This is a genomic window from Pseudomonas sp. p50(2008) (assembly GCF_015351605.1).
GTDB lineage: Bacteria > Pseudomonadota > Gammaproteobacteria > Pseudomonadales > Pseudomonadaceae > Aquipseudomonas.
The window spans coordinates 78,114-93,992 of record NZ_JACMYF010000010.1 but is presented as its reverse complement, the minus strand read 5'-3'; the positions used below and the strand labels follow the sequence as shown (position 1 = coordinate 93,992).

Here is a 15,879-nt window from a genome sequence, read left to right as displayed (position 1 = left end):
CATATGACGCGGTCCTTTGTGGCGAGGGAGCCTGTCGAATCGTCGCCACAGGGGATCGTGCGTCTGCATGTTAAGGGATCACCGATTCATCGGCGCTACAAACCGGCTTTTCGCCACGCTATAAATCTGCGGCTCATCGCTGTCGACGATCTTGAAGCTGATGCTCTGAGAACTGCTGCTCGGGCGTTCTGTCGTCATCGCCACCGACACCGGCACATCAACGATCTCGCCGGGCGCCAGGCTCAGTTCGGTCTTGCCCTGGAGCTGAAAACCATCGCCATCGACCAGGGTCAGCCGGTAATCCTGACGCTGCTGGGTCTTGTTGATCACCTTCAGGCTGTAGATGTTTTCGATCTGGCCCTGGCTGTTTTCACGGAACAGGCCCCGGTCTTTGCTCACATCCAGCGATACCATGGGCCGCTCGACCAGCGCGAGGGCGAGGGCGCCGATCATCACCAGCAGCACCGCCGTGTAACCGATCAATCTGGGGCGCAACAAGTGCGTCTTGCCGCCTTGCAACTCGTGCTCGGAGGTATAGCTGATCAGTCCACGGGCATAACCCATTTTGTCCATGATCGAATCACAGGCGTCGATGCACGCCGCGCAGCCGATGCACTCCATCTGCAAGCCATCGCGGATGTCGATGCCGGTCGGGCAGACCTGCACGCACACCTGGCAGTCGATGCAATCGCCCAGGCCGACGTCGGCAGGCTTGACCTCGCGTTTGCGCGGGCCACGGTTTTCACCGCGAGCGACGTCGTAGGAAATGGTCAGGGTGTCCTTGTCGAACATCACGCTCTGGAACCGCGCATACGGGCACATGTGCATGCACACGGCTTCACGCAACCAGCCGGCGTTGATGTAGGTGGCACCGGTGAAGAACAGCACCCAGAACAGGCTGACACCGGCCATTTGCAGCGTCAGGAGCTCTTCGGCCAGTAGCCGGATCGGGGTGAAATAGCCGACAAATGTCAGGCCCGTGAGCAGGCTGATCGCCAGCCACAGCGTGTGCTTGGCCGAGCGGCGCATGAGTTTGTTCAGCGTCCAGGGCGCGGCCTGCAGTTTGATCCGCTGGTTGCGTTCGCCTTCGGTGATCTTCTCGCACCACATGAAGATCCAGGTCCAGGAGCTTTGCGGGCAGGTGTAGCCGCACCACACCCGGCCAGCAAATACCGTAATTGCGAACAGGCCGAACGCCGCAATGATCAGCAGCGCCGACAGCAGGATGAAATCCTGCGGCCAGAAGGTCGCGCCAAAGATGTGGAATTTGCTTTCGGACAGGTCCCACAGCACCGCCTGGCGGCCACCCCAGTTCAACCACACCGTGCCGAAGAACAGCAAGAACAGGAAGCCGGCACCGGTCAATCGCAGGTTGCGAAACAGTCCGGTGAAGCTGCGGGTGTGGATCAGGTTGTCGCTGGACCTGGCCTTCATCTTTGGACGCGAGGGCTCATAGGTCTGTACAGGCGCGATACTTTCTACGGTTCGGACGGGAATTCTTTCGCTCATGGTCTTTCGCTCATCAGCCTCCATCAGGCCGGAGCACTATGAGCGTCGATCTGTTTGCATAACAGACTCAGGTATCGCAATAAAAAGCGGATCAGATGAGCCCTGATCCGCTCCCTGCGACAAGTTGAAGCATCCGCCACAGCGGGACATCAACGCCTATATCAGCCGTCTGCGGGCGTTGTTGATCAGCGTCAGCTAAATCACCGAATCACTGTCGGTCGCCTTCAAATGCTTACGACCATCCACTGCGCCTGCTACGGTCAATGCGTCGGCTTCTGCTTCGGTGATGTAAACGCGCTGGCCATTGAGCTCCACCGCCGACATGGCTTTTTCGGAATCGGTGATCACGGTGACGTCGGGGCACAGGCGAATTTCCTCGCCGTTCTCGAGGGTGAAGAAGCAAGTCTGGTTTTCGATGCGCACGGTCATGGTGATGTCCTTTTTTCTGCGGGGGTTCTCTGCATTAGGGCGTCAGTCGTCGGCATCGTTCGGTGCAACCGATTAATGGTCGGCGCGGTCCATCGTCTAGACCAATTCACAAGGACAGCCGCATGAACGCGTGGTGGCATGAAGTATGGGTGACCCTGCAAGCGGAATTCGCCGACATCGGCGACGCCGCACAATTGACACGAATTACCGTGAGACTGGTGATTGCTGCGCTGTTGGGCGGCATTCTCGGGTTTGAACGCGAGCACAAGGGCAAGGCCGCCGGGGTTCGTACCCACATGCTGGTGGCCTTGGGCGCGGCACTGTTTGTTTTGGTGCCGCAGATGTCCGGGTCTCAGGCTGACGCGATGAGCCGGGTGGTGCAGGGGGTGATTGCCGGGATCGGTTTTCTGGGCGCTGGCACCATCCTGAAAAACACCGAAGGCGATGAAGGCCACGTCAAGGGCCTGACCACCGCCGCCGGGTTGTGGATGACCGCTGCGATTGGAGTAGCCGCGGGGCTGGGGCGTGAATCGACAGCGGTGCTCAGTACGTTATTGGCGTTGGCGATCTTCAGCGTGATGCCGAGGATCGTGAAGCTGCTGGATAAGGATGAGGATAAGGAACGTGATGAGCCGTAGGACTCATCGACAGCACCTACACGATTACACAATCACAGGCGGCATAGTCTCCGGCGGATCTTCCCGAGGTGGCGGGGTGGTTCCAGGCGGTTCCTGTTCGGGAACCGGCTCAGGCTCGGTCGGGGGGATCGTCGGATTGTCGATATTCGGATCGGGCGTTTCAGCAGGGATTGGAATATTCATCGTTCAAGCTCCAGTGGCACATGGCGTGAGTCGTGCTTAAGTCTGTTGACCACCGGACAAATGAATTGATTCCCGTAATCAGCCAAGCGAATCAGCGTGAACTTTAGCGGCGCAGGTCGCTCGGAACCTTAGTGAGTTCATTCCAGGGCTGAGCGCTTTGCGCGAACGTCGACCCAGCACAAGAGCGTCCATGGGGCGTAAAGGAGAGATGCTCGATGACGATCGAAAAACCTAATGAGTTGAGCTACAACCCGCACATTCCGCTGTCGCAGGCTTTATTGCTGCCGCGTATTGCCATTGAAGACACCATGCCGACCCTTGATGGCGGCCAGTTCGCGGTCAAGGCCGTGGTCGGGCAGGACGTGGTGGTGACCAGCAAGGTATTTGCCGACGGTCACGACAAGATGGCTGTACGGGTGCGTTGGCGCGCCGAAGGCGACGAGCAGTGGCAGTCCGCAGTCATGGGCGAGCTCGGCAATAACGGTTGGCAGGGCCAGTTCCGCGTGGAACGCCAGGGCCGTTATGTCTATTGCATCGAAGCCTGGATCGACCAGTTCGCCAGCTTCTGTTACGAGCTGGAAAAAAAGCACACCGCACGGGTGCCGGTCAGCCTTGAGCTGCAGGAAGGACGCACGCACGTTCAACAGGCAGCCGAACGTTCGGAAGGACAACTGAGCGAAGCGCTGGCGGCCCTGCATCATGAACTGTCCGGTCTGCTCGAAACCGAGCAGGTCGCGCTGTTTCTGCACCAGCGTAGCGCTGACTTGATGGCCCAGGCCGATCACCGTGCCTTCGTCAGCCTCAGCCCGGAATACCCGCTGGACGTTGAACGCGAGTTGGCACAATTCGCCAGTTGGTATGAATTGTTCCCCCGTTCGATCACCGACGATCCGGCACGCCACGGCACCTTTAATGACGTGCATTCGCGGCTGCCGATGATCCAGGACATGGGGTTCGACGTGCTGTACTTCCCGCCGATCCACCCCATCGGCCGCAGTCACCGCAAAGGTCCGAACAACTCCCTGACCGCCGGTCCCAACGATCCGGGCAGCCCTTACGCCATCGGCAGTGCTGAAGGGGGTCATGAGGCCATTCATTCGGAGCTGGGCACCCGCGAAGACTTCCGTCGGCTGGTCGCCGCGGCGGCGGATCACGGGCTGGAGATTGCCCTCGATTTCGCGATCCAGTGCTCCCAGGATCACCCGTGGCTCCAGCAGCATCCGGGCTGGTTCAACTGGCGTCCGGACGGCACGATCAAATACGCCGAGAACCCGCCGAAAAAATACCAGGACATCGTCAACGTCGATTTCTACGCCGCTGACGCGATCCCGAGCCTGTGGGTCGAACTGCGAGACATCGTGGTGGGTTGGGTCGAGGAGGGCGTGAAGATCTTCCGTGTCGATAACCCGCACACCAAACCGCTGCCGTTCTGGCAATGGTTGATTGCAGACGTGAGAGCGTTGTACCCGGAAGTGATTTTCCTCGCAGAAGCCTTCACCACCCCGGCGATGATGGCGCGGCTGGGCAAGGTCGGTTACTCACAGAGCTACACCTATTTCACCTGGCGCAACACCAAGTACGAGCTGTCGACTTATCTGACCGAGCTCAACGAGTCGCCGTGGCGCGAGTGCTACCGGCCGAACTTTTTCGTCAACACGCCAGACATCAATCCGGCGTTCCTGCACGAATCCGGTCGCGCCGGTTTCCTCATCCGCGCAGCGCTGGCGACCATGGGCTCCGGTCTGTGGGGCATGTATTCGGGCTTTGAGCTGTGTGAATCGGCACCGGTGCCAGGCAAAGAGGAGTACCTCAACTCCGAGAAGTACGAAATCCGTCCGCGGGATTTCAATGCCCCGGGCAACATCATTGCCGAAATTGCCCAGCTCAACCGGATTCGCCGGCAGAACCCCGCACTGCAGACGCACCTGGGCTTGAAGATCTACAACGCCTGGAACGACAACATTCTGTATTTCGGCAAACGCAGCGCTGACGGCAGCAATTTCATTCTGGTGGCGGTGAGCCTTGATCCGCATAACGTGCAGGAAGCGAACTTCGAGTTGCCACTGTGGGAGATGGGCCTGCCTGACGACGCCCATACCCAGGGCGAGGACTTGATGAGTGGCCATCGCTGGACCTGGTACGGCAAGTATCAGTTCATGCGCATCGACCCGGCGCACCAGCCGTTCGGGATTTGGCGGATTTCCACGTCGTAACTACACCGCCGCACCCCCTGTAGGAGCTGTCGAGTGCAACGAGGCTGCGATCTTTTGACCTTTAAAGTCAAAGTCAAAAGATCGCAGCCTTCGGCAGCTCCTACAGGGTACGCCGGTGTATTGCGAGCGCTGCGCTGCAGTGGCTTTATTGAATTCAACAGGAGTTTCAAATGGCGAAGAAACCCAAGGCAGCCACTTTTATCAAGGACCCGCTCTGGTACAAGGATGCGGTGATCTACCAGGTACACGTTAAGTCTTTTTTCGACTCCAACAATGACGGGATCGGCGATTTTCCCGGTCTTATCGCCAAACTCGATTACATTGCCGATCTCGGCGTCAACACCATCTGGCTTCTGCCGTTCTACCCGTCCCCTCGGCGCGACGATGGCTATGACATCGCCGAGTACCGGGGCGTACACCCCGATTACGGCACCATGGCCGACGCGAGGCGGTTCATTTCCGAGGCCCATGAACGCGGCCTGCGGGTGATCACCGAACTGGTCATCAACCACACCTCCGACCAGCACGCCTGGTTCCAGCGCGCCCGCAAAGCCAAGAAAGGCTCGGCGGCCCGGGACTTCTATGTGTGGTCGGATGATGATCAGAAGTACGACGAAACCCGCATCATCTTTCTCGACACCGAGAAGTCCAACTGGACCTGGGACCCCGTGGCTGGCCAGTATTTCTGGCACCGTTTTTACTCCCACCAGCCGGACCTGAATTTCGACAATCCGCAAGTCATGAAAGCCGTGCTGTCGGTGATGCGTTACTGGCTGGACATGGGCATCGATGGCCTGCGCCTGGATGCCATTCCTTACCTGATCGAGCGCGACGGCACCAACAACGAGAACCTGCCCGAGACCCACGACGTCCTCAAGCAGATCCGCGCCGAAATCGACGCCAACTACCCGGACCGCATGTTGCTGGCCGAGGCCAATCAATGGCCGGAAGACACGCAGTTGTACTTCGGTGACACCGACGCTGAAGGCCAGAATGGCGATGAATGCCATATGGCGTTCCACTTCCCGTTGATGCCGCGCATGTACATGGCGCTGGCCCAGGAAGACCGTTTCCCGATTACCGATATCCTGCGCCAGACCCCGGAGATCCCGGCCAACTGCCAGTGGGCGATTTTCCTGCGTAACCACGATGAACTGACGCTGGAGATGGTCACCGACAAAGAGCGTGACTACCTGTGGAATTACTACGCCGCCGACCGTCGGGCGCGGATCAACCTGGGTATCCGCCGACGACTGGCGCCGCTGATGGAACGCGACCGCCGTCGCGTGGAGCTGCTGAACAGTCTGCTGTTGTCGATGCCCGGCACGCCGACCTTGTACTACGGCGATGAAATCGGCATGGGCGATAACATCTACCTTGGCGACCGCGACGGCGTGCGTACGCCCATGCAATGGTCGATTGACCGCAACGGCGGCTTCTCCCGCGCCGATCCGGCGAGCCTGGTGCTGCCGCCGATCATGGACCCGCAATACGGGTATCTGTCGGTCAACGTCGAAACCCAGGCCGGCGACCCGCATTCGCTGCTGAACTGGACCCGCCGCATGCTCGCTGTGCGCAAGCAGTCCAAGGCATTTGGTCGCGGTACGTTGAAAATGCTCTCGCCGAGCAACCGGCGGATCCTGGCTTACACCCGTGAATTCACTGGGGAGGATGGCAAGCACGAAATCATCCTCTGCGTGGCCAACGTTTCGCGCAGTGCACAAGCGGCGGAGCTGGACCTGTCGGCCTACGTCGGCATGGTGCCGGTGGAAATGCTTGGCGGTAATGCCTTCCCGCCAATTGGCCAGCTGAATTTCCTGCTGACCCTGGCCCCGTACGGCTTCTATTGGTTTGGCCTGGCCGCGGAGAATCAGATGCCCAGCTGGCACGTCGAACCGGCGCAAAGCCTGCCGGACTTCACTACGCTGGTGCTCAAACACCGCATGGAAGAGCTGCTCGACGCGCCGGCCCGGGACACCCTGGAACAAGGCATTCTGCCGAGCTGGCTGCAGAACCGTCGCTGGTTTGCCGGCAAGGATGCCGCCATCGAGCAGGTCAAACTGGCCTACGGCGTGCGCTTTGGCGATGCGCAGCACCCGGTATTGCTCAGTGAAATCGATGTCACCAGCAATGGCCAGACCAGCCGCTACCAACTGCCGTTCGGCTTTATCGCCGAAGATCAGGTCGGGCCGGCATTGCCGCAACAGTTGGCGCTGTCTCGAGTACGGCGTGGCCGTCAGGTCGGCGTCATCACGGATGCGTTCGCCCTGGAAAACTTCATTCGTGCGGTCCTGCAAGGCATGCAGAGCAATTCGGTTTTGCCCTCGGAAGCCGGGGAGATCCGTTTCGAACCGACTGCCGAACTGGCCAAACTGGGGCTCAATGCAGAGTCCGAGGTGCGTTACCTGTCTGCCGAGCAATCCAACAGTTCGGTCGTGGTCGGCAAGAGCCTGGTGCTCAAGCTGATTCGTAAAATCGCCTCCGGCGTGCACCCGGAACTGGAGATGAGCGCTTACCTGACCAATGCCGGCTTCAGCAATATTTCGCCGCTGCTGGGTTCGGTGATTCGCCGTGATGCTCAGGGTGAAGACACGCTGCTGATGATCGCCCAGGGCTTTCTTAGCAATCAGGGCGACGCCTGGGAATGGACCCAGAACAATCTCGAACGGGCGTTGCGCGACGAACTGGCGCAAGCCATCTCCGAGCAGGAACAACATTACAACGCGCTTGGGGAGCTGAAAGATTTCGCCGGCATGCTGGGTCAGCGATTGGGCGAAATGCACCAGGTGCTGGCCGCGCCCACCGACGACCCGGACTTCGCGCCGCACATCACCACGCAGAAAGAGGCCCTCGCATCGGCCAAGGATGTCGCGGCTCAAGTTGAGCACTCGTTGAAGTTGCTCAAGGAGCATCAAAACGAACTGAACCCCGAAGACCAAGCGTTGGTCAGTCGTTTACTGGACAACAAAAAGGCGATCCTTAGCCATGTCCAGGACCTGGGTAAAAAGTCGGCCGGTGGTTTGCGCATCCGCGTACACGGCGATTTGCATTTGGGTCAGGTGTTGGTGATCAAGGGCGATGCGTACCTGATCGACTTTGAAGGCGAACCGGCGCGGCCATTGCATGAACGACGGGGCAAGCACAGTCCGTATAAAGACGTCAGCGGCGTGTTGCGTTCCTTCGATTACGCAGCGGCGATGACGATCAATGTGCACAACGTCGACAACACCGAAACTGCGCAAGCTGCGCGCACGCGGGTTGCCGAGCGTTATTTGAGTGAGGCAAAAATCGCATTTATCGACGCCTATCGGCGAGCGGCAGCTAGTCTTGCTCATGCGTGGCAAGATCCTGAAGGCGAGGATGCTGCGCTGGCGTTGTTCGGTCTGGAAAAGGCCGCGTACGAGGTGGCCTATGAGGCGGAGAATCGCCCGACCTGGCTGCCCGTGCCGTTGCATGGTTTATATGGATTATTGAGTGGGCTTAAACCCTTTTCCGATCTTGGTGGAGAGTAGTCATGAGTTTCTCGAACAAGGAACAGGGTCACGCTAAAGAAGCGCTGCTGCCCGGATCGCGGGACATCGACGCGCTGGTACGCGCCGAGCATCACGACCCTTTTGCAATTCTGGGCCCCCACGGCGATGGCGCCGGCGGGCAATACATTCGGGCTTATCTGCCGGACGCCTTGAGCGTGCAGGTCATCGCCAAGGACTCCGGGGAAGAACTCGGCAACCTTGAAGCGACCCAGACCCCTGGATTGTTTGTTGGCCATTTCGACCGCGCTCAGCCCTATGTGCTGCGCACCCGTTGGGCTGGAGGCGAGCAGGTGTCGGAAGACCCTTACAGCTTCGGCCCGTTGCTGGGCGAGATGGATTTGTACCTGTTTGCCGAGGGCAATCACCGCGACCTGAGCAGTTGCCTCGGTGCGCAGCTGAAGACAGTTGATGGCATCGATGGCGTGCGCTTTGCCGTCTGGGCACCGAATGCCAAGCGGGTGTCGGTGGTCGGCGATTTCAACAATTGGGACGGCCGTCGTCATCCGATGCGCCTGCGTCATCCTACCGGTGTCTGGGAGTTGTTCATCCCGCGCATGCAGGCCGGTGAGGCCTACAAATACGAGATCCTCGGAGCCCAAGGCATTCTGCCGCTCAAGGCCGATCCGATGGCGCTGGCAACCTCGCTGCCACCGGACACCGCGTCGAAAGTCGCCTCACCGCTGAACATTGACTGGCAGGACCACGAGTGGATGCAGGCGCGGGGCGAGCGTCAAAAGCCGAGCGCACCGTTGTCGATCTACGAATTGCACGCCGGTTCCTGGCAGTGTGAACTGGACGATCTGGGTGAAGTCGCCCGTCAGTACACCTGGCATGAGTTGGGTGAACGGCTGATTCCTTACGTCAAGGAACTGGGCTTCACCCACATCGAATTGATGCCGATCATGGAACACCCGTTTGGTGGTTCGTGGGGCTATCAACTGCTCTCGCAGTTCGCCCCGAGTGCCCGCTACGGTTCGCCGGATGATTTCGCCGCCTTCGTCAATGCCTGCCACCTGGCGGATATCGGCGTGATCCTTGACTGGGTTCCGGCGCATTTTCCGACCGATACCCACGGCCTGGCCCAGTTCGACGGCACTGCGCTGTACGAGTACGGCAACCCACAGGAAGGCTTTCATCAGGATTGGGACACGCTGATCTACAACCTCGGCCGCACCGAAGTGCACGGCTATATGCTGGCGTCGGGGTTGCACTGGCTCAAGCATTTCCACGTCGATGGCCTGCGTGTCGATGCAGTAGCGTCGATGCTGTATCGCGATTACTCGCGCAAGGCTGGCGAGTGGGTACCGAACCGGCATGGCGGTCGCGAGAACCTCGAAGCCATCGACTTCCTGCGCCACCTTAATGACGTGGTCAACCTCGAAGCGCCGGGTGCGCTGGTGATCGCCGAAGAATCCACTGCTTGGCCGGGTGTGAGCCAGAGCACGCAACAGGGCGGTCTGGGTTTCGATTACAAATGGAACATGGGTTGGATGCACGACTCACTGCATTACATCCAACAGGACCCGGTGTACCGCGGGCATCACCACAACGAGCTGAGTTTCGGCCTGGTGTATGCGTGGTCCGAGCGTTTCATCCTCCCGATCTCCCACGACGAAGTGGTGCACGGCAAGCATTCGCTGATTGACAAGATGCCGGGTGATCGCTGGCAGAAGTTTGCCAACCTGCGCGCGTACCTGAGTTTCATGTGGTCGCACCCGGGCAAGAAATTGTTGTTCATGGGCTGCGAATTCGGCCAGTGGCGCGAGTGGAATCACGATCAGCAACTGGACTGGTACTTGCTGCAGTACTCCGAGCACAAAGGCGTGCAGAAGCTGGTGGGTGACCTGAACCGGTTGTATCGCGAAGAACCGGCGATGCACGATCAGGACGACGCGCCGCAAGGGTTCCAGTGGTTGATCGGCGACGATGCGATCAACAGCGTCTATGCGTTCCTGCGCTGGAGCAAGGACGGGCGTCCGGTATTGGTGGTGGCCAACTTCACCCCGGTGCCACGTCAGGGTTATCGCGTGGGCGTACCGTTTGCCGGTCGCTGGACCGAGGTCATCAACAGTGATGCGGCGATGTACGCCGGTTCCAACTACGGCAACGGTGGCGGGGCGTTTACCGAAGAAGAGCCGAGCCATGGGCAGCCGCTGTCGCTGGACTTGAATTTGCCGCCGTTGGCGGTGTTGATCCTGCGGCCGGAACTGTAAATCAAAAGATCGTCCGAACGCGGCCCGAACCTTCGGCAGCTCCTACAGTATCGGGTTAACACACGGTCAATGTAGGAGCTGCCGCAGGCTGCGATCTTTCTTAATGCCAACCGCTCACCAGCGCATCCGCACGCCCAGGCTGCCGATCAACCCGTTCAAATCGTTCTCATCCACATCACTGCTGTAATCGGCGCTGACGTACAGGCTCACCACCGGTGTCACCTTCGCCACCAGACCCAACCCCAACTCCACCGTCGATGATTTGCGGCTGCTGCTGATCTTGTCGACCTGATCGAGGGTCACCGTGTTGCCGGTATACACCGTGTGCCACAGGTTGGTCCGAACATAAGGTTCCACGCCCAGGCCATTGATGTCGTAGCTCCCTTTCAATCGCGCACCGACCCGGCCGCTCCACGACGTCAGGTCGCTGGATGATGCGTTGCCCGATCCGCCATAGGGCGTATCCAGGGTAATGCGCTGGTTGATCAACTGGGCCTGGGGTTCGACCACCCAGTTCTCACTCACGCCGATCGGAAAGCCGCCCTCAACCGAAAACGTCACTGCACTGCCTTCGGTCATCTGCCGGGCGCCCTGTTCATTGCGGCTGAAACCGTTGACCCGGCCACCACTGGCAGACAAATCCACGTGCCAGCCTTGTGGGCCGGTCAGGCTCCAGTACGCGCCGAGGCTCTGGCCTTGCAGGTTGAGGGTGTCGGTGGCGGGATCCGTCAGGGCGCGACTGGTCAACAACCCGTTGCTGTTGCCCTGGAACTGGGTGGTGCCGCCGATCAGCCCGACTCGCTGGGTATGTCCGCTGCTACTTTGCAGCGTCAGGATCGCCGGGCCTTTGAATTCGGTACCGCCAGAGAGGGACGAGCCTTGGGCCATAAAGTCGGTTTGAGCCTGGCGCGAAGGTTGGCCGTAGAGTTGATCCCAGGCGGAGGGTGCTGCGTCTTCAATCGTCAGGCGTGAACTTCGCACATCGTCAGCGGGGCTGAAGTGGCCTGGGTAGGGGGCGGTGATGGAAATAGCGGGTAGTGACAGCACCGGTATGTCCTGGCGATACCAGGGCAGCGTTTCATCTTCGGCAGAGCCTGCCTTCACCTCCATGGATGAACACAGCAGGATTGAGCTTGAAACGGTGCAAAACGTGACTTTGATCTCTTGAGGGGTGAGTGAAGTTCTCATGGTGGTCTACCTTGCAATCGCATGCGCTATCTCGCTTTGGCGTCTCTCCTACCCCGAATGAGGGGCGACCGAATGGAGTAGGGCAAGCCTCTGACCTCCCGTGTATGCGGGTGTCTGGAGGCTTGAACCTGATGGTATTTCCGGGGGTAGTACCGTGTAGCTAAGAAGACCCCTGACGTTGCGTCAAGAAAATGGCCGATAAATGGTAGGGTTAATTTAACGCTGTCAAGTGACTGATTTACGGCACTGATCTAAGTACTTGTTTGTACATGACATCGTCAAAAAAACCCGCGCCAGAGCGTTTAAATGATGGTTACCAGCTAACCCTGAGCCCCACGTTTCCCGACAAACCACGCAGGTCCTGGCTGTCAATATTGCTGCTGTAGTCTGCGCCGGCGTAAACACTCACGGTCGAAGCCAGGCTCAGGATGACGCCCAGGCCGACATCGGCGGAGGAGGACTTCTGTTCGGTAGTGACCTGATCGACGTCGTCGAAGGTCACGGTGTCGCTGCCTGAAAAGGTGTGCCACAGGTTAGCGCGCAGATAGGGTTCCAGCGGACGTCCCCCGACGTCGTAACGGCCCTTGAGCCGAGCGCCCAAGCGACCGGTCCAGGCACCATCGGAATCGAACGAAACGCGAGACACGCCGTCATCCTGGCTGTCGAGGGAGATTTTCTGGTGGATGACTTGCGCTTGGGGTTCCACCACCCAGTTGCCAGCCACGGCGATGGGGTAGCCCGCTTCGGCGGAAACTGTGAGCGCATGGCCACGATTGTCGATTTTCAGGCCGCGTTCGGAATGATTGTCGCCATCCAGTCGAGTGCCCATCAACACTGTGTCGATGTACCAGCCTTTGGGGTCGGTCAGCGTCCAGTACAGGCCATAGCTGTCGCCCTCAAGGTCGATCTTGCCGGCGCGCTTGCCTTTGAAGCCTTCGTTGAATCCATCGACATTGCCCTTCATCTGGGTATGCCCGACAAAGAACCCGGTGCGTTGCGTCTGCCCGCTGGACCACTGTGAGCTGTACAGGTCATTGCCGACCTGGAAGCCGCTGATCGAACCGTCGAAGCGAGGCGACACGGTGCCCGCCCAGGTCTGGTCGAGATTCTTGCCATACACCCGACCCCAGCCAGCGCCAAACGCACCGGTTTCGGTCAGCAGTCGCTGATCGCCCTGGCGATCATGGAACGTGCCCAGCGCCATCAGGGTCAGTTGCGCAGCCGCCGGCGGCAACACTGACCAGTTGGGGACTTCAGGACGATACAAAGCGATGGGTTCGGCGCCCGGCACGGCGGCAGGCAAGGGTGGGAGTTCGGGATTGCCTTCAGGCGCCAGCGCCGCGACCGGCACCGCGACCACGGGAACAACAATGGGCGGCAGTTCCGGGTCGGGATTTGGAACAGTCGTGACTTGTGGCGCAACGACGGCCGAACGCAGGTACCAACTGTTTTCCGTGCCTGCCGTGACACCACCCTTGAACAGGCGGTAATCGAACGCACCGGCGGAGATCAGGCCGCCGTTCAGTGCGAAAGCGCCGTTGCTGCTGACCGCCGTGCCTTGGGCTTCCACAAGCTGAATACCGTTTTGCTGCGTCAATCCGCCCGCGCCGCCCAGGTTAGTGACGGTGATCAAGGTATTGCCGGTCAAAGTCCCGTTATTCACCACCAGTTTGTCGCTGGCCGAGCTGTCATCGCCAAGCACGCTTTGCAGCAACAGTTTGCCGCCGTTGCCAGCGTAATTGCCTTGCACGGTCAATGTGTCGTTAGTGCGGGTGTTGGCACGGGTGAGGTCGAGGGTGCCGGCGTTGTTCAACGTGGCGAGCTGGCCTGCCGTGAAAGCTGTGATGCTGCCTTGGGTCGACGTCAGCGTGCTGCTGCCGTCAATGTTGAACACTCCGGTACCGCTGGTGCTGTCGCCCAGCGCAAAGCTGCTGCTATCGAGGTCCAGTCGTGAGTTGTTGTTCAGGTTGACCGTTTCCCAATTGATGTACCGGGCGGCGCCGGCCGTCGTGGTCTGGTCAAAGGCCAGCAGATCGTTGCCCGGACCGCCATCCATGCTCGGGGTCAGGGCGAGGGTGCTTTCGGTTAGATTGCCCAGGGTCGCACGATCATTGCCTTCGCCCATCAGGATCGCCGAACGGATAATCCCGCCACCGTTCCAGTTCAGCACGTCATCGCCGACACTGGCGCGGATCTCGCCGGCAATTTCGCCACCGGTCACAGTGATGCTGTCGTTGCCGCCACTGACACTGACGTTGCCACCGATTCTGCCACCGGAGACGATGATGGTATCGGTGCCGAAGGCCGTCACCAGGTTGCCGAGAATCTGCCCGCCCGACAGGTCAAAAATATTGTTGTCGAGCTTCATGTCGACGCGCCCGATGCTGCCCGCGGTCATTTTCGCCACGTCGCCGTCCTCGAACGCGCCGACGATGGTGCCGCCGGTCATCAGGAAGGTGTCACGGCCATCGCCTTGTGCCAGGGACTGAATGCTCCCGCCACTCATGACGAAGTCATCAATGCCATTGCCCTGGCTGACGGCGCCGGTGATTTGCCCGGCGGTGATCAGCAGCCGATCAACGCCATCGCCCAGGTCGAGCGTGCCGGCGAGGGTGCCGGAGTTCATTTCCACGGTGTCGCTGCCGGCACCGAAGGCGACATTGCCATTGATGCGGCCGGTACCGTTGGCAGGAAAGGTCAGGGTGTTGTTGCCGAGCAGGTCGGTCAGCGGTCCGCTGGTGGCGCTGTCACAGACGTAATTGTCATTGCCGGCAGAGGGAGTGAGTGTGCAAGCGGCTTGGGCATTCACCGACCAGCCGATGCAAAAACAGAGGGGAACAGCACAAACGCTAAAGCGGTACTTGGGCCGTGCTGTCGAAAAATCCATTCTCGTCTCCACGTGGTCATCAGCATTTACAACAACCTATCAAGAGTTCCAACAGGAAACTACTGACACAATTGACAGGTCGTGCTGATTAATTTCCGCAATCAGAGATGTACTTCTACTGCCAACGGTAGGTGATCCGACAAGTGCGTCCAGGGTTTGTGCCCCAGTATCCGCGGCTCATGACTGCTGGCGTTACGCAGGTAAACCCGATCCAGGCGTAGTAGAGGAAACCGCGCCGGGTAGGTTTTTGCGGGACGACCGTGGTGGCGTTCGAACGCTTCATGCAGATAGTCGCGACGGGCGAGGGCCGCATTGCCTTGCAACTGCCAGTCGTTGAAGTCGCCTGCGATGATCACCGGAGCGTCGTCAGGCAGTGATTCGAGCAACTGGCAGAGGAGTTGCAGTTGCAGCTGGCGATGGCTTTCCAACAGGCTCAGGTGCACGCAGATGGCGTGGACTTCGGCGTGTCCCGGTACGTCCAGCACACAATGCAGCAAGCCGCGACGCTCGGGGCCTGTGATCGAGACGTCGAGGTTGCGGTACTCGCGAATGGGGTATTTGGAGAGTAATGCGTTGCCGTGGTGACCATCGGGATAAACAGCGTTGCGACCGTAGGCAAAATCGCTCCACATGCTGTCGGCGAGGAATTCGTATTGCGACGTTTGTGGCCAGTTATTGAACCGGGAGGAATGGCGCTCGTGTTCGCCGACCACTTCCTGCAAAAACACCAGATCCGCCGAGGTGCTGCGCACGGCTTCACGGAGCTCGGGAAGAATGAAACGTCGATTGAGTGCGGTGAATCCTTTGTGGGTATTGACCGTCAATACGCGTAGCCGATGAACGGCCTGCGGGGTGTTCAACGGCACCGAATCGATCGCCTGCCGCGTTGGATCACTCGTCACGTTCATACCTCTGAGTCGGGCTTCATATGTATGCGACTGATGCAGGGCCGAGCAGTTCAGCGCATGTCATGAATTTCAAATTAACACGGAGCCCACGTACACCCCGCGCCCTGTAGCAGCTGGCGAAGCCTGCGTTGGGGCGCGAAGCGGCCCCCGATTTTCAAGTGGACAACTCGTCGCCCGG

At 59.6% G+C, this 15,879-nt stretch carries 10 protein-coding genes; 4 read left to right on the top strand and 6 right to left on the bottom strand.

Annotated elements, in window-relative coordinates; genetic code table 11:
- Window positions 1-78: 78 nt before the first annotated feature.
- Window positions 79-1,509 (bottom strand): cytochrome c oxidase accessory protein CcoG, encoded by a 1,431-nt coding sequence (ccoG, locus tag H7698_RS25765; RefSeq protein ID WP_194693210.1) that lies wholly within the window; start codon window positions 1,507-1,509, stop codon window positions 79-81.
- 195 nt (window positions 1,510-1,704) lie between these two features.
- On the bottom strand, window positions 1,705-1,938 hold the full coding sequence (locus H7698_RS25760; protein WP_162436716.1) for a DUF3203 family protein: 234 nt from the start codon (window positions 1,936-1,938) through the stop codon (window positions 1,705-1,707).
- A 122-nt stretch (window positions 1,939-2,060) separates the two neighbouring features.
- Between H7698_RS25760 and H7698_RS25755 the strand changes: the two genes are divergently transcribed.
- Window positions 2,061-2,576: an MgtC/SapB family protein gene (locus H7698_RS25755; RefSeq protein ID WP_194693209.1), complete on the top strand. Its 516-nt coding sequence runs from the start codon at window positions 2,061-2,063 to the stop codon at window positions 2,574-2,576.
- A 24-nt stretch (window positions 2,577-2,600) separates the two neighbouring features.
- Here the strand turns inward: H7698_RS25755 and H7698_RS25750 are convergent, their stop codons facing one another.
- Complete coding sequence (locus tag H7698_RS25750; protein ID WP_194693208.1) at window positions 2,601-2,759, bottom strand: hypothetical protein; 159 nt, start codon at window positions 2,757-2,759, stop codon at window positions 2,601-2,603.
- A gap of 215 nt (window positions 2,760-2,974) precedes the next feature.
- On the opposite strand from H7698_RS25750, the gene H7698_RS25745 reads away from it, so the two are divergent.
- From H7698_RS25745 to glgB, 3 genes are all read left to right on the top strand, one after another.
- Entirely contained in the window at window positions 2,975-4,972 is a 1,998-nt protein-coding gene (locus H7698_RS25745) for an alpha-1,4-glucan--maltose-1-phosphate maltosyltransferase (protein WP_194693207.1), read from the top strand.
- 170 nt (window positions 4,973-5,142) lie between these two features.
- Window positions 5,143-8,484, top strand: a complete 3,342-nt coding sequence (treS, locus tag H7698_RS25740) for a maltose alpha-D-glucosyltransferase (protein ID WP_194693206.1) — start codon at window positions 5,143-5,145, stop codon at window positions 8,482-8,484.
- A 2-nt stretch (window positions 8,485-8,486) separates the two neighbouring features.
- The gene (gene glgB, locus H7698_RS25735) at window positions 8,487-10,718 is read left to right on the top strand and encodes a 1,4-alpha-glucan branching protein GlgB (protein ID WP_194693205.1); all 2,232 of its coding nucleotides are present in this window, start codon (window positions 8,487-8,489) and stop codon (window positions 10,716-10,718) included.
- Window positions 10,719-10,832: 114 nt separating this feature from the next.
- Here the strand turns inward: glgB and H7698_RS25730 are convergent, their stop codons facing one another.
- The 3 genes from H7698_RS25730 to H7698_RS25720 form a co-directional block, all read right to left on the bottom strand.
- Window positions 10,833-11,906: an autotransporter domain-containing protein gene (locus H7698_RS25730; protein ID WP_194693204.1), complete on the bottom strand. Its 1,074-nt coding sequence runs from the start codon at window positions 11,904-11,906 to the stop codon at window positions 10,833-10,835.
- 313 nt (window positions 11,907-12,219) lie between these two features.
- Entirely contained in the window at window positions 12,220-14,793 is a 2,574-nt protein-coding gene (locus H7698_RS25725) for an autotransporter family protein (RefSeq protein WP_194693203.1), read from the bottom strand.
- A gap of 101 nt (window positions 14,794-14,894) precedes the next feature.
- Window positions 14,895-15,695, bottom strand: a complete 801-nt coding sequence (locus H7698_RS25720) for an endonuclease/exonuclease/phosphatase family protein (RefSeq protein WP_194693388.1) — start codon at window positions 15,693-15,695, stop codon at window positions 14,895-14,897.
- Window positions 15,696-15,879 lie beyond the last annotated feature (184 nt).